Raw genomic sequence first — 18,330 nt, 5'->3', positions numbered from 1 at the left:
AATTGATATTGATATTTGGGGAATTAACTTCTTAACCAGTAATTGAGAATATTGGCGTATAGGTGCCATCTATGTCTATTCTAACTCGAATATTGGGGGCCTGTATAGGTGCAGTTTCCAAAATCAATCTTAATACTGAATCTAAAAAACCGGGTAACTGTGCCGACACCAGCCACCGCTGGCTCCGTACCGCAGCGCTGGCTCGTTTCGGCGCCGTTGGCCTCGTCATGTTGCTTCTCGCTGGTGTCGTGCTTCCAGCCGCCGGGGGGCCGCCGCAAGTGAACACTGCTAGCGGTGGTGGGGCCAATACGCCAAGCGCGCAGCAGATACAGGCCGACCCGAATGCCACTGATACAGACGGAGACGGGTTATCCGATTCGCTAGAGCGGTCCGTTTACGATACCGACCCGACCAGTGCGGACACGGACGGCGACGGCTATCCGGACGGCATGGAAGTCCGCTGTGAACAGGCGATTCCCGATGCGGACCCGCTCCGAACGGACATCTACGTGGAGGTTGATTCCACGGAGTCAACGACGCTCAGCGAGCCGGTCCAGACGTCCATCGTCGAGACGTTCGAGAAGGCACCTGTTTCGAACCCCGACGGCTCCACTGGAATCGATATCCATCTCGTCACGGACGACACGAACCTCTCGGCCAACGGGACGGTTTACTCGAAATCCCGCGCTGGGGCCGGAAACGACATCTATGACTTCCGGGCCAACCACTCGCAGCACCGGTCTGACGGCTATTACTATGTCCTGCTCACCGACGATGTCGCCTACAACGGGGACGACTACTTCGTCGGTGCGGGACGACCTGAGGTCGCGGCGATGGAGCGGTTCGATTCGACGAAACTCACCGCTTCGCTGTTCATGCACGAATTCGGGCACGCGATGGGCCTCGACGCCCATCAGGACGGCATTGACGAGGAGCGCTACTCCCAGACAGAGTACGATAGCGTGATGAACTACAACGGGCTGTACAGACAGCTCACCTATTCGAACGGTACCGACAGCGTGGGCCGAAACGAGTGGCAGTTCGTTGCCGAGAACCGAACACAGCCCGACGTTGCGTGTGCGGAGAACGCGTGCTCTAGCAGATGTACGCGGGCCTGATTCGTTCGAAAAAGGGATAACCGACGGTTAGCTGCTGTCTGCGAGCATACTCATGAAGAACGACCCGAACACGGTCTGTAGTCCGAGTACTACGACTGTCGAGGCCAGCAGGGTCGCTGTGGCTGACGGCAACGCCGTCTCGCCGGCGAGCAGCCACTGTCCGAACACGCTCCCGAGGTACAGAATCCCGACTGCAGCCGCGAGAATGCCGATGGACGCGCCGTGTTCCAACTGGAACTGCTCCCGTACCATCCCGACGAGTACACCATCGGGTTTGTTTATCGGGTTCGCGGCAATGGAGCTGAACAGTGCGAGCGTCCAGACCTGATACCCGACGATTGCCAGCAGCGACCCGCCCACCATCGTCTGTATCCCGAAGTTGACGCCACTGATCGACAGCTGGGCGATTGACAGTGACATCAACAGTGCCCCGGCAGAGACGAGCAGCAGGGCCGGATACGAGAACAGGTACTCAGGCGCGTTCACGAGCATGAAACGGACGTGTCGCCAGCCGTCACTGAAACTGTCGAGCGTTTCCTCGCCTTCACGCTCGTGGTAGATAATCGGGACCTCCTCGATGGTGAGGTCGTTCGCGCCGGCTTCCATAATCATCTCGCTGGCGAACTCCATGCCGGTCGTCTCTAGCTCTAGCGTTTCGAGCGCGTCCTTGGTGAACACGCGGAACCCGCTGTGGGCGTCGCTTACACCGGCCCCGTAAAACGTGTTCAGGAATCGTGTCAACAGTGGATTGCCGACGTATTTGTGTAGCGGCGGCATCGAACCGTCCCGAATCTCTCCCTCAAGTCGACTCCCCATACAGATATCCGCGTCGCCGTTCTTCACGGGATCGAGAAGCTGCGGAATCATCTCGAAATCGTACGTCGTGTCAGCATCGCCCATCGCGATGTACTCTCCCCGCGCCTTGCCGAACGCATAGCGATACGCATAGCCATAGCCCGGTTCATCGGGGGTCACGACTGTCGCCCCTCGCTCGCGGGCTAACTCCGGTGTCGCGTCGGTCGAACTGTCGCTGACGATAATCTCAGTCGGGACGCGCAACTCGGAGACCGCTGTTTTGATCCGGGCGATACACTCGACGATTCCTTGCTCTTCGTTGAGAGTCGGCATCACGACGCTCAAAACCGGCGTGACTTCACTCTCTGGCGTGACGAGAAACTCGTCTGCAGTCTTGGCTGCAATCCCCTGTTTGTCCGCTTGATTTGCCTGGTTTGCTTGTATTGTCATTCCCGTACCTCGGCTGAAACTGGTGCGTCTAGTAGCATGCACTCTCCACTCCCCTGGTCGGCTTTCTGCGAATACGACTAGTAGGCCCCATTTTATCTGATGTCAATGGTTAAGTTCTGATAGGTACCGCATAGTTCCCACACAGGATGTCATGTCAAAGCAACATATAATAAAGCTGTTGGGTGCGGTAATTCATAATTAATAACAATAGTTAGCACGAAACCGCTCACATCTCCCTGATTGGCCAGAATTTCTTCGCGCCATGACGGTATTGTGTAGTGAGCACCTATCAGTAAGGCACACTATTCAGGCACTAATGTACGTTGCGAATCATGCATTTATCAGATTAGTATCCTGTATCAGTGGCGTGCTTTAGTTGCAGATATATCAGACAATATGAACTAGCTACTAGCAGGATGCCACGATGGGAAGAGTCGCAGTACGCCGGAATTGATGCTTAAAGACAGGTGTGAGGGCCTCGACTATCGCCTACGGTCGCTGGAATTCGTCGAATCTGATTGATACGCTTCGGAAACGCCCTGATGCCGTGTGCCAGCTGACTGCCCCGGGGCGACTCGGTTACCGGGGTGTCTCACACTGGGCGGCGAAGTCGACTCCGGATTTCGCCGCCAACAGCGTGTACTCGTGGCAGCCGGTTCTCCAATGCGCTGAGCAGCGTTGCGACGCTTAATCCAAGGACGTAAACAGCTCCTAAAAGCATGATAACTGAGATGTCCTTACTGAACCGGAGCGCCCCGCGTAGCGATGCCATAGCTATGAATTCTCGGCATGAGTCTAAGTCATTTGGGTCTGATTATTAATTTCTGTAACTGGAGGGGGTGTTGTTGTTCTGGGCCGTAGATTTAAGCCACCCTATGTGTTAAGAAGTAACATGGCCACAGACCAGTCCGAGGGGGCCAGCCTGCACGTGCCACCGCTGGAGAATACGGCGTTTTTCTCCATTGAGGACGATGACGGCTACGTCCGTATTGAACAGTCACTAGGGAACCAGGTCCTGTACACACCCAACGAAGCGCGGGACATCGCTGAGGCAATTCTCGACGCTGTTGACGAGGCTGTCGAGGAGGAGTAATCCATCGCCGGTGGTCGGCCCTGTTTTGCTGGAAGGCGAGACGGTTTGAATGAGGGCGGTCCACCGTCAGGTATGACAGATGCAAGCCACCGGGCGGCGGTCGCCGAGCGAGCGGCCCGGTCTGGCGGTGTCGTAGCCCGGGAGCAGTTCCGGGGCGACCTCAACGTTGAGTCGAAGGCCAACAAAAACGATCTCGTGACGGAGACGGACCGCGACGCCCAGCGACAGGTCGTCGCCACTGTTCTGGAAGCGTTTCCCGGCGACCGATTCCTCTGTGAGGAAGCCCTCTCGCCGCGAGCCGGGCCGGAGGCCGACTACGAACCCGAAGCAGTCGACAACATCCCACGTAACGGCTCTGTGTGGGTAATCGATCCGATCGACGGGACGGCAAACTACGTCCGCGGAATGCGCCTGTGGGGGACCGCTGTCAGTGCGGTCGTCGATGGCGACCCGGTCGCATCGGTGATCTATCTCCCCTCGTATGGTGACCTCTATGCGGCCGGCCCTGAAAATGTGACGCGAGACGGGACTGAACTCTCGGTAAGTGGACGAACCGACCCGGAGACGTTTGCGGTGGCCCCCGTCGGCTGGTGGGACCGCGATGACCGGGACGAGTTCGGTCGGCTGTGTAGTGCTGTCGGCGACCGATTCGGTGACATCCGGCGCCTGGGGTCGTTCCAGGCAACGCTGGCCCACGTTGCCGACGGGGCACTTGAGGGACTCGTTTGCACGCGCCCGATGGCACCCTGGGATACGCTCGCCGGCGTCCATATGGTTCGACAGGCTGGCGGCACAGTCACTGACCTCGATGGCGAGCCTTGGACTCACGACAGCGACTCTGTCGTCGCTTCCAACGGCGAGGCTCACGAGGCATTCGTAGCGGCCGGCAACGAGGCGCTCAGGGGAGAGTAAACTCACTTTCACATCCAAACCCCGCCGCGTCTGGCTCGCGGACTTTCGCTCCACGCACACTGGACCGGAACGCTGAAACCGCCTGCCACCGGTCACTCGGCCATGGAAACGTTCGAGCGAGCCGTCGATGAGTACGGGCCCGGCCAGCTCTGGGTGGGCTCTTTCGTTGCAGTCCTCCTCGTTGCGGTTGGGGCCGTTATGGCCGCTCCACAGGCCGTCTGGGATCGGTTCCTCTGGCAGTACTTCTGGGGCCCAGTGTACGCCGACGCCAAGTCGGCCAGCTGTGCCGAAATGACTGCATCCGGCCCACAACCGCTGTACGATGGCTGTAGGGCGGCTATTCAGGATGGGCGGCTCATCGCTGAGCCGGGGTACACTATCGTCTCCGAGGTCGGCTACATGCTGATTCTGGTGTACATGCTCGTCGGCGTCTACTTCCTCCTCGAGCGACTGGACATCGCCGAAGACCCGAAGCTCTACTTCGCGTTCGTGCCGTTCATGCTGCTTGGCGGCGCGTTGCGGACCGTCGAGGACGCGACCGATCGCGCGGTCGACGCCGGGGTCACACCCATCGTCGAGTACCCGCTGAGTTCGCTCATCATCAGTCCCGTCATCTACGGGACGGTGTTCCTGCTGACGTTGCTCGTCCTCGTCGCCTGCGTGGACCTCGAACAGCGTGGCGTCATCGATAGCTACTACCGGACGACCGGCGCTATCGGCGGAGCGTTCGTCGCCGTGACCCTTCTGTATCTCACGGTTGTCGCCCTTACTCGTGAGTATGCGACGCTGTATCCGTCAGTCCTTATCACGACTGTCGTGCTGGCGTCAGCGCTGTCGTACGGTCTGTACCGCCTGTTCGAGTCCTACCGCCCGGCGCTGAACGACGGAACTGGCTATATCGGTCTGCTCGTCATCTGGGGCCACGCAATCGACGGCGTCGCGAACGTCTTGCTGGCCGACTGGCTCGACGCCCTCAACGTCCCACTGACGTACTATCCGAAACACCCGGCCAACGAGTTCATCATCGAAGCCACCGAGGCGCTCCAGCCGGCCGGCCTCTCGGCCGCCATCGGCACGTCGTGGCCGTTCCTGATCGTCAAGCTCGCCGTCGCTTCGCTGGTCGTCTCGCTGTTCAATCAGGAGTTCATCGACGATAGCCCGCGGTACGCGCTCCTGTTGCTCATCGCCGTCACCGCGGTCGGTCTGGGGCCGGGGACGCGGGATATGCTGCGGGCGACGTTTGGCATCTGATTACGGACTTCGGCTATTCGACTCCGCCTCTCGTTGCGTCGGCGCTACGGAAACGGATGCTGCTCCCTGTCGAGCCGCGGCTCGAAGCCCAACTCGGCCGGCACAGCTTCGGCCCGCTGGCCGAAGAACGAATCACCGAAGAACAGCGGTTGGGCCGACGGACAGACGACGCGGACTGCCTCGAACCCGAGCTGTTCGAGATCGCGCGTTGTCAGCCGTGCCCCGTGTGGCGTGAGCCCCGCATCCGCCGACCGGTCACACAGTGTCTCTAGCTCCGCCTCACCGGAGAGGTCTGCATCGGGGCCGAGCGAGTCCAGCGGGACCGCCGTCTCGGTGGCCGTCAGGTCGGCGGCCTCGCCGGGTGATTCGGCGTAGCGTCCGATTGCGCCCTGTGCGTCCATGGCCGCCTCTGGCCCCATGCTGTCGAGTTCCATCCAGTTCTGGAGCGCCTCCTCCAGCGCGCCGATGGCGGCCGCGCCCGGGTCCAGATCTGCGTCGGTCCCGAGCGCGAAGCGCGGCCATTCGTCCTGTTCCAGCGCGACAGTGATGACTGGCACGTCCACGTCCTGTGTCAGCAACAGCGCCGTCACGTCGAGCCCCTCAGATGTCGCGCGCCGTTGGAGCGTGTCGTACTGCTCGTGGTCCTCGACAACCACCCGGAGTGGCTCGAAGGTCGAGTACCACGACAGCATCGCGGCGTCACGCTCGATGACCTCGTACAGCCCGGTCAGTAACGCCTCGGTGACGGTGTTTCCGAGTCCGAGCCCGGTCGTCGTTGCCGGCCTGACAGCGTCCGATGGCGGCGGATAGTGGACGGTTTCGGCGGGCAGCGACCGACGGTCATCGGTCAGTAGATTTTTCGCCGGGACCCAGCGGAGTGCCGTCGAGTCGTCCCACTCGGATTCGTCCCTCACGAACGCATCGGGTGTGACGGCATCCGGAACATCGGTGACGGTCCCGCGTTGCAGCGTCCCGTCTCTGTAGACGCCGGCTGCGTACCGCTCGTAGTTCTCGCCGAGCGCTTTCATGAAGGCTGTATCCCAGTCGATAGCGACACCGGCGGCCTTGGCGGCGGCCGACACGTCGCTGAATCCGGTGGTGTCGGCGAGCGTCGACAGGTAGTACGGAGCCGGGAACGACTCGACCTCGCCGACTTCCGTGGCGATACCAACCCGCTCGTCGAGGCCCAGTTCCGCCCGTGAGAGCGCCTCGCTGTCCGGGGCTGTCCGGCGACCGTCGTCAAGGGTGCGGCTCGGCGTCTCGCCACAGTCACAGCCCGGGACCGGCAGGAACCGCCGCTGCGTATGTGGGAGTTCCGTGACCGTCCCAAAGAGGGCAGCGTCCCCGTCGAGAAACCGGGAGACCAGTCGGCCGGCCAACGCTCCCGCGAATCGTTGCGTGGCCGCAGCCGGGGCTTCTGTGATCTCCTCGGTGTCATCGACTGAAGCCTCGACCCGAGCCCGGAGACAGTCGAAACAGCCCGTCTCGGGTCCGAACCCGCTGACCGCGGCGTCAGTCACCGGGACGCCGCCGATGCCGCCCAGTTCGACGGCGACCCACGGAATGCCATCGCCGTTCGCTCGGCCGTTCCACGCCGCAAACGTCTCTGACCCGACGGTATCGACTACGACGGCGAGATCGCCACCGCTGTCCGCCGGTGTCGGCGGCTGTGCTACTGAAACGTCGATATCAGCGAGAAACGCAGTGAGTGCATCGACGGCCGGTCCACGCCCGACAACTTCGACAGTTCGCATGCCGAAGCCCTCGTGGTGAAGGGAGAAAAACCTACGCGGCGAGGATGGACTGGGCCACGGACGCCAGTTCGTCCGGGTCGGCGTCTTTGAGCCGGTCGTCACCGAGCATCAGGCGGAGCCGCGGTCGGCCCACGTCGATCGGGACCTTCTCAGTGTCGATGAGGTTCATGTCTTCGAGTTTCGTCTTCGTCCGCGAGAACGTCGCCTTGCTCGCCAGCCCGACATCCTCGCCCCATTTGCTGATGTCGTACAGGAGTTCGCCGTTTCGGGCAGCCACGAGCAGACTGATGGTGACCTCATCAAGCCCGTCACCATCGCCGCGGGCCGTCGACAGAGAGCTGAGAACGTCGTTGAAGTCCGACGCGGTTTCCGGGCCGATGTCGGATTCCAGCGTGCTCTGGACGCGGTTGAGCGGCGGCGTCCGGAGCGAGTACTCGTCGGCGTCTTCCCAAGTCGAGTCGTAGTAGTCGTAGGCGTTGTCCACGAACGCCGCGTCGTCGGTCCCGAGACCGCCGACCGTGTCGCTGATCGTCACGAGCGCATACACCGTATCGACAGTCACCGCAACCGAGTGGTTCGGCACGTCGTCGAGCAGTCGCATCGTGAGCCGCTCCTCGTCGATGAGGTCGGCCGCGGTGCTCGCAACGAGGAAGTCGTCCATGACATCTTTCAGTGCCCGCTCGTCGGCCAGCAGCCGAACTTCGGGGGCGTCCGAGTCCGCGTCCAGTGTCGATACAAGCTCCGAGATGCTCCGCCGCGACGGGTTCACGACGTACACCGGCTCGTCAGTTGCCCCAAACACCGTGGTCAACATAGAACCGACGTCGTCTTGCAGGAGATTTTCGGTCATTGTCCCTTGGCAGTATCTAGTGCATTAGTATATTTAATTTTACCGGCCATACTGTGTTGATTTCGCTAACAATCAGACAACACACACTGGTAAGAGGCGATAAAATATTGGTCAACTGTCCTAAGCAGAAGCCGCTCGCCTCACGGACTGAACCACCGATTCTGAGCGTCGATTTCGCATGAAACCGGTAGAACAAATGGCTGTCTCTCTGCTTTCCGTTCTGCAAACCCGCGATTTCAGCACAGTATCTAATACGCAAAGTGAATACAAAGTAGCGACCTACTGTGACTACTTGATGACCGGACGCTGAACCGGTTGCAGCCGCCTCGGTTTCGCTTTCGGAGCCCGGCAGTGTGGGGTTCCGTCAGAAATCCGTCCGGAGGCGCGCGGCCAGGTCGTCGGACCAGTGAAACTCCCCGTCATAGATGACAGGCAGTGACGTCTGGCTCAGCGTGTCGGCCAACTCGGAAACGCTGAGCGAATGGCTCGTCTGCTCGCCGTTCAGGGCGGCGCTGTCGTCGAACGGTAGCCGGTAGCTCTCACCGGGCCGTTCCGGGGACACGACCGTACACTCTACGTCGAAGCCTGTCTCCCCTTCGGAGAGCCAGACGACCGCTGGGTGTGCAGGATTGGGAACGATTGAGTAGGTCCCGTCGCCGACGACCGCGTAGTCCTTGCACATCATTATCCGCCGACGGGCGAGTTCCAGCGCACGCTGGATGCTGAATCCGTTGCTGAGCAACCGTGCGAAGGCCGTCCCGACTAGGGCGGCGTGCTTGTCCAACACGTCGGTAAGTGTCACCGCGCCGGCGACCGCGCCCTGTTTGACAAGGTCAAGCCCTTCATCGTAGGAGCCACAGGCGTTCAGGAAGAACGTCTGTGTTCGGGCCTCTGATAGCGATGCCAGTGCCAGGTTACCGTCGGGACAGCGCAGTCCCTCCTCGTCGCAGTGGCCGATGAAGTGGACGAAATCGGCCGGCTGTCGGAACACGTCGGCCAGCTCGTTGACCGACAGCAGCTTGCTGACCTGGACGTCCATTGGTAGGTCCGCTGCCCGGTATATTTCTGTGACTTCCGTGTGCTCGTCGGCCATCTCCTCATCGTTGAGGACGACCGCGACCCGTTGACTGTCGGCATCCCGGTTCTGAATCCGGTAGCGGTTGAGGTACGCCTCCGCTGGCGTTTTGCACGCGTCTATCGGGTTCCCTGGCGCGAGCCACGAGTGCAACTGCCCTTCGCGCAGATTCGGCTCGATAACCGGCGGACGCTCGGCTGACCCACGACTCAGATACGAATCCGCCAGCGTCCTGTCGAGAAGCTCTCCCCGGTCGAGCCGGGAACTGTCCGGCAGGTAGATGAGGCTGAGCCGGTCGAGCAGGAACGGGAGACAGCGGACCCGTTCCGGTTTCGGCGAGACGTACGTCGAAAGGGGCCATTCAGGCAGGATCGAGCGCACGGCCTCGTCGGAGACCTCGATGTATCGCTCGAGCCGCCCAGCTGGCGACAGCGACCGAAGCGTCTCCGCGTCGAGTGAGAGCGCCGACGTGATACGGGGGCCGCTCTCTGCCGGGTCGACGCGTCTGACCTGACAGTCGAGGTAGAACACCTTGCGGAGTAGCGCCGCGACGCCGGCCTGTAACGACGGCCAGGCGTCAAAGGAGAGGTTCACAGACGTGCCTTCGGCCGTCAACAGCGCGGTATCCCGTGACTCAACCACCACGTCCGCCCCGAGATAGTAGGCTAGCGGTGCGCTGACGAGCAGCTCCGCCTCGCACTCCGGAACATAGAGTGTGATTCCGGTTTCGGGACGGTTCTGTCGAACCGTTTCGGGAATACGGGTCGTTTCACCGGTCGTGACTATTGGCGGGTGTCCGCGGAGTTCTGGGTGCGAGCGGGACGGCTGCATCGTGTGATGGGCCCCGCCCAGATGGGTGACCGCCGTTGCAAGGCCTGCGGGCGTCGCAGGGACCTGCAGGTGCGGCCGCTCTGCGTTCGTTTCCCAGACGAACCCGACGGTTATACTGGTCGGTTCCCGGAAGGCAAGCACAGTGGTAACACCGGCCGAGTGGAGCGACGCCGGACCGTCGAAGCGGACGTGGATCCGAATGTCGTCGACGATGCCAAGCGGCGACTCCTGGCCACTATCCGAAGCACGGGCCTGCATCGTCAACAGGTACTCTCCTGTCTCAAGCGTCGTCGGTGAATCAACCGTCTCAGCATCCGTGTCAGTGCCGACTCGGGTTACCGTGGCATCCACTGCCGGCAGCGCCAACTCGGTGACGGACCCACTGTAACAGTCGTCGACAGTGTGTGGCAACTGTTCGCCGTCTGTGACTTCTCGATCGTGTAATTGGTGCACCAGTGCGGTCGGGTCGACCGTTTCCCCATCCCAGTCCAGCGTTTCACCGCCGTCCCGGCCCACCCGCTCGCCTGCCACCCCCCAGGTGACCATATGTGAATATGTGGAACGTCATCTGATATATACGTACGGTTGTCAGCACGGCCTCATCGCCAACCATATTCAGCACCGGACGCGGAATAAGACTGTCACACACGCGGGGACCAAAGGGTAGATTATTGTCGTATCGGTCCTGACTCGGATACATGAGCTACGAAACCGTCCGGGAAGCGGACCCGGCAGTCGCGGACGCTCTGGAGGGCGAACGGGGCCGGCAAAACGACACGCTGGCGATGATCGCCAGCGAGAACCACGTCAGCGAGGCTGTGATGGAGGCACAGAGCTCCGAGTTGACGAACAAGTACGCCGAGGGCTATCCCGGCGAGCGCTACTACGGCGGCTGTGAGTACGCCGACGACGTCGAGGAACTCGCTATCGACCGCGCGAAGGAACTGTGGGGTGCGGACCACGTCAACGTCCAGCCACACTCCGGTTCGCAGGCCAACATGGGCGTCTATCTCGGCGTCCTCGAACCCGGCGACAAGATTCTCTCGCTCGACCTGACTCACGGCGGCCACCTCTCGCACGGCCACCCGGCGAACTTCGCCGGTCAGGTGTACGAGGTCGAGCAGTACAAGGTCGACGAGGAAACCGGCTACATCGACTACGAGGGTCTCCGCGACCACGCAGAGGAGTTCGAGCCGGACATCATCGTTTCGGGCTACTCCGCGTATCCCCGGGAGGTCGACTTCGAGCGGATTCAGGAGGCCGCCGATGCGGTCGACGCCTACCACCTTGCGGACATCGCCCACATCACCGGTCTCGTCGCTGCCGGCGTCCATGAGTCGCCGGTCGGCGTCGCAGACTTCGTCACGGGATCGACGCACAAGACCATCCGCGCCGGCCGCGGTGGCATCATCATGTGCGACGAGGAGTACGCCGACGACATCGACGCCGCCGTCTTCCCCGGCTCTCAGGGCGGCCCGCTGATGCACAACGTCGCCGGCAAGGCTGTCGGCTTCGGCGAGGCGCTGGCCCCCGAGTTCGAGCAGTACGCCCAGCAGACCGTCGACAACGCCATCGCGCTCGGCGACCGACTCAAAGAGCACGGCCTCTCGCTGGTCTCGGGCGGCACGGACAACCATCTCGTACTCATTGACCTCCGACCTTCCCATCCCGACACCACTGGCAAGGAAGTCGAGGAAGCGCTGGAGGAAGCCGGCATTGTCCTCAACGCCAACACCGTTCCGGGCGAGACCCGCTCGGCGTTCAACCCCTCGGGCATCCGCGCCGGCACGCCCGGGCTCACCACCCGCGGCTTCGACGAGGACGCCTGCCGCGAAGTCGCAGACCTCATCTACAAGGTCGTCGACGCCCCCCACGACGACGATGTCGTCGCGGAAGTCAGCGACCGTGTGGACGAGATGACCGACGAGTACACGCTGTACGACTGAGCGGTCCCGACCGTCGTTTTACCGGCGGTACCGGCTTTCGTCACTGACGTCCCTGAACAGCATCGTGAGCGGGACCAGAACCGCCATCGCGACGGCGATAAGCGCGAGGATGGGTAGCGGCGGCAGGAACGCCAGTGCCATCCCGACCGCGTCCCCTTCCGCGGCGTTGACGGCGGCGACCGCTCCGCTGTCGTAGAATATCGTGTAGAGAACGCCAAACAGGACCGTCATGAACACGATAGAGTAGAGCATCCGAAACGGACGGGTGACGATTTCGACGGCATTGTGCCGGATTCGTCCGATTTTTCGGCTCGATCCTCTGTTCGTTTCGCTGACGAGCAGGCCCAAGAGGCGTCTGACAACCATGAGACACAATGGATGGCTGACAGCATGAACGTATACCCTGATTACCGACGACGCGCTCGTCCGAGCACTCCGGCGTGCCCGCTGTTTTTTCACCACACTCACCGTTGCGTTCAGCGTGACCGAGACCGACAGGACGCGTCGCGCGGTCCTGACTGCGGGCGTGGCGGCAGTTACCGCGCTCGCCGGCTGTGACAGCGGCTCTGGCCCAGACTCGCAGCCGTCCGAAACCGGGACGACGCCGCCTACGGAACCGACGACGACCGCTCTGACCCCGACGGAGGGAACCGAGCATTCTGACCTAGACCTGCGTGAAGCGAACGTGACCGACGTGGCCGTGACGAACAGCGGGGGGCAGGACTATCGGTTCGACGTGACGCTGTATCACGACGACGACGGCGAGGACGGCTACGCGGACTGGTGGCAGGTCGAGACGCTGGCCGGAGACCGACTCGGCCGCCGGGACCTCCTGCACGCTCACTCGACGGCTCCGTTCACCCGTTCGGAGACGATTGCGGTTCCCGGCGATGTCGCATGCGTGGTGGTCCGGGGCCACGACCAGACCCACGGTTACGGCGGGCAGGCGATGACGGTGGCTGTCCCGGACGGCGCGACACGGGCCATCCGGCAGGGGGCCGAGCGGAAGTCGGTCGCCGAGTCGGACTGTCCCTGAGCAGGGTCGCTGTGGCGGCTGGCCGAAATCCGGGACGTTCATACCGCCCCGTGCCGCCGTTGTACCTAATGACAGAGATTATCGACGGCAACGCCGTCGCACAGTCGATTCGGGACGACCTGGTCGCGTCTATCGACCGCCTCGCCGACGCCGGCCACCGTCCGTCGCTAGCGACGGTGCTGATGTCCGAGGACCCGGCCAGTGAGACGTACGTCTCGATGAAACAGGACGACTGCGAAGAGGTCGGTATCGAGGCCATCGACATTGACATCGACCCCGACTCGGACGCCGCCGAACTGTACGACACAATCGAGGACCTCAACGCCGACGACGATGTCAACGGCATTCTGGTCCAGATGCCCGTCCCCGACCACGTCGAGGATAGGGAGGTCCTCCGGGCTATCAACCCGATGAAAGACGTCGACGGCTTCCACCCGGAGAACGTTGGCCGACTTGTCGCCGGCGACGCCCGCTACAAGCCCTGCACGCCCCACGGCGTCCAGAAGCTCATCGAGAGCGCCGGCGTCGACACCGAGGGCAAGGACGCCGTCGTCGTCGGCCGGTCGGACATCGTCGGCAAGCCGATGGCGAACCTGTTCATCCAGAAAGCCCCGGGTGGCAACGCGACGACGACGGTGTGTCACTCCCGGACCGACGACCTCGCCGAGCGGACGCGAAACGCGGACATCCTCGTCGCCGCGGCCGGCGTCCCGGAGATGATAGACGGCGAGATGATTCAGGAGGGCGCGACGGTCATCGACGTGGGTATCAACCGCGTCGACGCCGACACAGAGAAGGGGTACGAACTCGTCGGCGATGTCGAGTACGAGAGCGCGAAGGAGGTCGCTGGCGCAATCACGCCGGTCCCCGGCGGCGTCGGCCCGATGACCCGCGCGATGTTGCTGTACAACACGGTCAAAGCGACGGGCCTGCAACACGACATCGACGTCGACCTCCCCTGAATGCCGGCGCTCGCGGCCTTCCGGAACCGTGACGTGCTCACCCGGCGTGTGACCCGCGAGACCGACGCGGCGAGCGTCGATGCGGTCCGGGCCCGCGCCGAGCGCGGCCGCCACTGGGCAGTGGGTGCGCTCGTCACCGACCCCGACGACCGCGTGCTGTTCGTCTACGAGGACGACACGTGGAAGCTCCCGGGCGGCGGCGTCGAGGCCAGCGAGACCCGCCGAGCGGCCGTGCGCCGCGAGGTGCGCGAGGAGACCGGGGTGGACATCGCCGTCGACGGACTGGCCGCCGTCACCGAGGTCACAGTGACTGACGGCGGGCGCGAGGCGACGTTCTTCTTCGGGACCTACCGCGGCACGCCCGCGTCGACGGCGCTCGCGTCGGACCCGGGGCTCGACGACGAGGGCATCGAGACCGCGGCGTGGAAGAGGTCGGTGCCGTCGGACTGCCTAGACGAGCCGCTGCTCCGGCGACTCAGGGGTTAGACGGTGTCGTCCTCGATTCCAGCGAGCCAGTTCTCGGCCCTGACGAAGGCGCTCTCGTCACCGGTGATGTACGACCCCAGGTCCCGGGCCGCGTGAACGAGACGGTTGGCGTCCGCGGAGTCGACGTCGCCGTCCAGCGCCTCGACCCGCTTTCGGTGGTCGCGAATCCGCCCGGAGAGCTGTCGTGCTGTGGGGTCCGGGTGAGCGTCCAGATACGTCCGTACGTCCCGCTGATAGCTGTCGACAGCGGCCGCCATCGCTAAACCGTACGGCACGCGAAGCGCCGACGGGACGTCTTCGACGGCCGGACGATTGCCGTCGTCAGCCCCGCCGAGCAGTTCGTAGAAGTACCGCTCGGCCGGGTCGCCGCTGCGCAACTCCCGCGTGAGGTGTGCGCCGATGTGCTGGAGTTCGACTGCGGCGACGAACGTCCGGTCAAACTGTCGAAGCTCGCCTGCGTCAATGAACCCCCGCTTGCGCGTGTACTCTCGGCACCGCTCCGCTGCCGCGTCAGCGATCTCCTGTGTCGGGTCCGCGTCGATTCGGCTCCGTACCGGCGTCAGGTCGAGCGTGGTTGGTGTATCCGTGTGCTCGGTGTGCTCGTCGATCCCGACGCTGTGGATGCTACCACAGTCCGGACAGGCGATGCTTCCGGTCTCGTAGTACCGCCACCGCGTGCCACAGTCTTGACACTCGCGTTCCCCGCGGACTTTCATACGACATAGTGAGAAGGCAGCCCTCAAGATTGTTCCGTGCGGGCTGTCTACGCCCACGTATGCGCTCGGAAGACGAGATCCGCGAGCAGTACGAGTTCCTTGTTGAACAGCTAGACGACGAGGAGATGAACCACGAGCGGGTCCGGATGATGTTCACTCACTACAAGCGGGCACTCGGATGGGTGCTTGAGGAGGAACATATCTAGATTAGTTACAACTTACATTCACATCTACTTCGATAACTAACATCTGCTGGACGGGGCCGGTACTTTTAAGTTATTCTGCCCCATTCGACCAAGTGACGCTTCGCTTGGAGGGCCGAAGCGTCAGCGGGGACCAATTCAGGGCGGCAAGCGGTCGCGTTTTTCGCGACCGCTTTCCACTTACTTCGCTGCTAACAGTCTAATACAAGTGACTTCTGTGTCTCTGAAACGTAACTGCTCGGCGATACGACGCGCTCGATAGACAGTTGTGTGTCCGCCGCGTGTGCCGCGCCAGTTCAACCTCGATGCTGACCTCGGTGACGCCGCCCTTGACCACCATGCGTGACTGTCACCCCAAGCTCACCGGTAATAGTGCCGCGAAGTGCTTCCCCTGCGCTGATGTGATCGTATTGTCAGAGGTCGGTCATCGTTCTGGGATGTGACACGGTGACGGTGGGTTGACTACTCCTTCCACTACAATCAGGCGTGTTTCTGCCAACTGTAACCTACAGTGACAAATAATACGGCTGCCATCAGTTTCCGGAGAATGATGATATACTGACTGTATTTACCGTATGGACAAAACGATGACTGAGGGCCTACATACAGAAAATTCGACACCTAGAGGTGCCGAAACTATATCAAATTCTCTGGGCCGATATATTTAACAGTATAGATACTAAATCATTACATAGGAGAATCGATGCACGACTTGACAGGATTCCAGCGTGACCTGCTCTACGTGATCGCTGGCAGGGAAGAGCCCCACGGGTTAGCTATCAAGGAGGAACTCGAAGCGTACTACGAGAAGGAGATCCATCACGGTCGCCTGTATCCGAACCTCGACACGCTTGTCGACAAGGGACTCGTCGAGAAGGGCCAGCGCGACCGCCGGACCAACTTCTATACCCTCACGCGCCGCGGGCGTCGCGAAATCGACGCCCGCCGTGAGTGGGAAGACCAGTACGTCGACCTGTAACGAGGTCACACCGCCGCTGGTAAGGCTGTCGTTCCCGGGTAGCGACGAGACACATCGCTGGCTTGTACCGGTGGTCGACCGCTGACTGCCGAACGAGAAACACATGCCCGGAACCAACAACTGTTAACTTATGTCATACGTATGTGCTCTATGTCGATTCTTTTGCAGCTCTCTCCGGTCCCAATTCAGACGACAGTGTTTCGAATCCTGCTCGCGGGGGCGCTTGGGATGTTTCTGGGGCTCGAACGGGAGTGGTCACAGAAGTCGGCCGGCGTTCGGACGTTCGCGCTGATTAGCCTGCTCGCTGCGGTGTTCACGCTGGTCGAGAGCCAGGCGCTGCTCGTCGTCGGTGGCGTCCTGGTCATCGTGCAGGGGATCTTGCTCGCAGTGCAGGGGCTCCTCGGCAGTGCGGAAGAAGAGGGGCTATCGCTGACCACATCTGTCTCGATGCTCGTCGCATACGGCATTGGGGCACTGGTCGCACAGGGGTTCATTCTCGAAGGCGTTTCGGTCGCCGTCTTCTCGTCGTTGCTACTGGTGCTCAAGCGGGAACTCCACTCCCTTGCGTGGGGGCTCACTCGCGAGGAACTACGCTCAGCGACGGAGTTCGCCATCATCGCCTTCGTCATTTACCCGTTGCTTCCGTCCGAACCGGTCGAACTGCCTGGCGGACTGGTCGACGTGACCGTGGAACTGCGTGTCATCTGGCTGATGGTGGTGTTCGTCGCCGGCATCGGCATCGTCAACTACGCCATCGTCCAGACGTACGGCGGCCGCGGCATCGCCGTCACCGGCTTTTTCGGCGGTCTCGCGTCGTCGACGGCGGTGGTCGGCACGATGCTCGACCACGTTCGACAGCGGCCGGACGCAACCTCGTATGCCGTTGCCGCGATTCTGCTGGCCGACGCAGCGATGGCGCTCCGGAATCTCCTTATTACCGTGTTCTTCACCGTTGAGCGCGGCGTTTTACTCGAGGCAGTTGTTCCGCTTGGGGCCGTCATTGTCGGCAGTGTCGTTGTCGCCGCATACACCGCAGATTGGTCCGAGACGGTCGAAATGGGGCTTGAAAGCCCGTTCTCTCTACGGAATGCGCTCGCTTTTGGCGGGGTATTTCTGCTGGTCGTAGTCGCTGGCGGGTTCGCAGAGACGCAGTTCGGAACAGCAGGTCTCTACGTCACGTCGGCCCTCGGCGGGCTGGTTTCCAGTGCCGGGGCGACGACCTCAGCCGTGTTGTTGTACCGCGGCGGCGCTATCGACGGACCGACGGCGATGGTCGCCATCCTGATCGCGACGGCCGCCAGTATCATGATCAAAGCAGCGTTGACCGCCCCGGGACCGAACCGCGCCTTCGCCACCCGTGTCGCATTCTGGAGTTCGGTCGTCCTCGGTGTCGCAACAGTGCTGGCGCTGGGGCTCTTGATTTAAAACTGGTAGCGCCGGTCGTCCTTGTCCTGTTGCTGGGGGAAGTCGTTCCCGGTCATCTGGTCGAAGGTCATCCCTGAGAGGTACTCGTCGTACGTGCAGTCGTAACTCGACCGGAGGTGGAAATCAAGTGTCCCACGGTCGACGGTCGACTGAAACAGCATATGAACCGCGCGCCTGACGAGTTCGTCCGGATCGTCTGGGTCGAGTGCGACTGACAGCATCGCGAGTTCGTTGCGTGTCTCACGGTCGATGGACAGCTCGAACTCGTCGTCGAAGTCGCCGTACGCCGCTTCGATATCATCCTGCAGATCTTCGAGGCTCATACGAAAGGAGACGTCGAGCGCGAGGAAACCCCTTACGACTCGTCTGAGGCCGCTCCGTCAAAACACGTGTCTACGCCAGTATATCATATGATAAATTATATCATGGGTTGAACATAACGATTGGT

The 18,330-nt window shown here is 61.9% G+C and carries 17 protein-coding genes; 10 read left to right on the top strand and 7 right to left on the bottom strand.

Features of this window, described 5'->3' with window-relative positions; genetic code table 11:
• Positions 1-278 precede the first annotated feature (278 nt).
• Positions 279-1,118, top strand: a complete 840-nt coding sequence (locus tag BVU17_07900) for a hypothetical protein (protein ID AUG48865.1) — start codon at positions 279-281, stop codon at positions 1,116-1,118.
• A 27-nt stretch (positions 1,119-1,145) separates the two neighbouring features.
• On the opposite strand, the gene BVU17_07895 is transcribed toward BVU17_07900, so the two are convergent.
• Positions 1,146-2,363, bottom strand: a complete 1,218-nt coding sequence (locus tag BVU17_07895; protein ID AUG47448.1) for a glycosyl transferase — start codon at positions 2,361-2,363, stop codon at positions 1,146-1,148.
• Positions 2,364-3,255: 892 nt separating this feature from the next.
• Between BVU17_07895 and BVU17_07890 the strand changes: the two genes are divergently transcribed.
• The 3 genes from BVU17_07890 (at position 3,256) to BVU17_07880 (ending at position 5,619) form a co-directional block, all read left to right on the top strand.
• Positions 3,256-3,456: a hypothetical protein gene (locus BVU17_07890; GenBank protein AUG47447.1), complete on the top strand. Its 201-nt coding sequence runs from the start codon at positions 3,256-3,258 to the stop codon at positions 3,454-3,456.
• 72 nt (positions 3,457-3,528) lie between these two features.
• Positions 3,529-4,368, top strand: coding sequence for an inositol monophosphatase (locus tag BVU17_07885; protein AUG47446.1), 840 nt, complete (start codon positions 3,529-3,531; stop codon positions 4,366-4,368).
• A gap of 102 nt (positions 4,369-4,470) precedes the next feature.
• A complete protein-coding gene (locus BVU17_07880) occupies positions 4,471-5,619 on the top strand; it encodes a hypothetical protein (GenBank protein AUG47445.1) in 1,149 nt (382 codons plus the stop codon).
• A gap of 44 nt (positions 5,620-5,663) precedes the next feature.
• On the opposite strand, the gene BVU17_07875 is transcribed toward BVU17_07880, so the two are convergent.
• The 3 genes from BVU17_07875 to BVU17_07865 form a co-directional block, all read right to left on the bottom strand.
• Positions 5,664-7,373, bottom strand: coding sequence for a bacteriocin biosynthesis protein SagD (locus BVU17_07875; GenBank protein AUG47444.1), 1,710 nt, complete (start codon positions 7,371-7,373; stop codon positions 5,664-5,666).
• 31 nt (positions 7,374-7,404) lie between these two features.
• On the bottom strand, positions 7,405-8,223 hold the full coding sequence (locus BVU17_07870) for a hypothetical protein (GenBank protein ID AUG47443.1): 819 nt from the start codon (positions 8,221-8,223) through the stop codon (positions 7,405-7,407).
• Positions 8,224-8,587: 364 nt separating this feature from the next.
• Complete coding sequence (locus BVU17_07865) at positions 8,588-10,675, bottom strand: hypothetical protein (GenBank protein ID AUG47442.1); 2,088 nt, start codon at positions 10,673-10,675, stop codon at positions 8,588-8,590.
• Positions 10,676-10,827: 152 nt separating this feature from the next.
• Between BVU17_07865 and BVU17_07860 the strand changes: the two genes are divergently transcribed.
• On the top strand, positions 10,828-12,075 hold the full coding sequence (locus BVU17_07860; protein AUG47441.1) for a serine hydroxymethyltransferase: 1,248 nt from the start codon (positions 10,828-10,830) through the stop codon (positions 12,073-12,075).
• An 18-nt stretch (positions 12,076-12,093) separates the two neighbouring features.
• On the opposite strand, the gene BVU17_07855 is transcribed toward BVU17_07860, so the two are convergent.
• Positions 12,094-12,441 (bottom strand): hypothetical protein, encoded by a 348-nt coding sequence (locus tag BVU17_07855; GenBank protein ID AUG47440.1) that lies wholly within the window; start codon positions 12,439-12,441, stop codon positions 12,094-12,096.
• Between the two features lie 115 nt (positions 12,442-12,556).
• Here BVU17_07855 and BVU17_07850 point away from each other — a divergent pair, with 115 nt between their 5' ends.
• The 3 genes from BVU17_07850 to BVU17_07840 all read left to right on the top strand — a co-directional run bounded on the left by BVU17_07850 (position 12,557) and on the right by BVU17_07840 (position 14,559).
• On the top strand, positions 12,557-13,111 hold the full coding sequence (locus BVU17_07850) for a hypothetical protein (GenBank protein AUG47439.1): 555 nt from the start codon (positions 12,557-12,559) through the stop codon (positions 13,109-13,111).
• A 68-nt stretch (positions 13,112-13,179) separates the two neighbouring features.
• Positions 13,180-14,073, top strand: coding sequence for a bifunctional 5,10-methylene-tetrahydrofolate dehydrogenase/5,10-methylene-tetrahydrofolate cyclohydrolase (locus BVU17_07845; GenBank protein AUG47438.1), 894 nt, complete (start codon positions 13,180-13,182; stop codon positions 14,071-14,073).
• Entirely contained in the window at positions 14,074-14,559 is a 486-nt protein-coding gene (locus tag BVU17_07840; protein ID AUG47437.1) for an NUDIX hydrolase, read from the top strand.
• On the opposite strand, the gene BVU17_07835 is transcribed toward BVU17_07840, so the two are convergent.
• Positions 14,556-15,275, bottom strand: a complete 720-nt coding sequence (locus BVU17_07835) for a hypothetical protein (protein AUG47436.1) — start codon at positions 15,273-15,275, stop codon at positions 14,556-14,558. The two genes, BVU17_07840 and BVU17_07835, sit on opposite strands and share 4 nt — an antisense overlap.
• 906 nt (positions 15,276-16,181) lie before the next feature.
• Between BVU17_07835 and BVU17_07830 the strand changes: the two genes are divergently transcribed.
• On the top strand, positions 16,182-16,457 hold the full coding sequence (locus BVU17_07830; GenBank protein ID AUG47435.1) for a PadR family transcriptional regulator: 276 nt from the start codon (positions 16,182-16,184) through the stop codon (positions 16,455-16,457).
• A gap of 141 nt (positions 16,458-16,598) precedes the next feature.
• The gene (locus BVU17_07825) at positions 16,599-17,882 is read left to right on the top strand and encodes an MgtC/SapB transporter (protein AUG47434.1); all 1,284 of its coding nucleotides are present in this window, start codon (positions 16,599-16,601) and stop codon (positions 17,880-17,882) included.
• Here the strand turns inward: BVU17_07825 and BVU17_07820 are convergent.
• A complete protein-coding gene (locus BVU17_07820) occupies positions 17,879-18,205 on the bottom strand; it encodes a hypothetical protein (GenBank protein ID AUG47433.1) in 327 nt (108 codons plus the stop codon). The genes BVU17_07825 and BVU17_07820 overlap by 4 nt on opposite strands.
• Positions 18,206-18,330: the final 125 nt, after the last annotated feature.

Source organism: Haloarcula taiwanensis, from assembly GCA_002844335.1.
GTDB classification, from domain to species: domain Archaea; phylum Halobacteriota; class Halobacteria; order Halobacteriales; family Haloarculaceae; genus Haloarcula; species Haloarcula taiwanensis.
The sequence above is the reverse complement of the archived record's forward strand: the minus strand, read 5'-3'. Positions and strand labels throughout refer to the sequence as shown.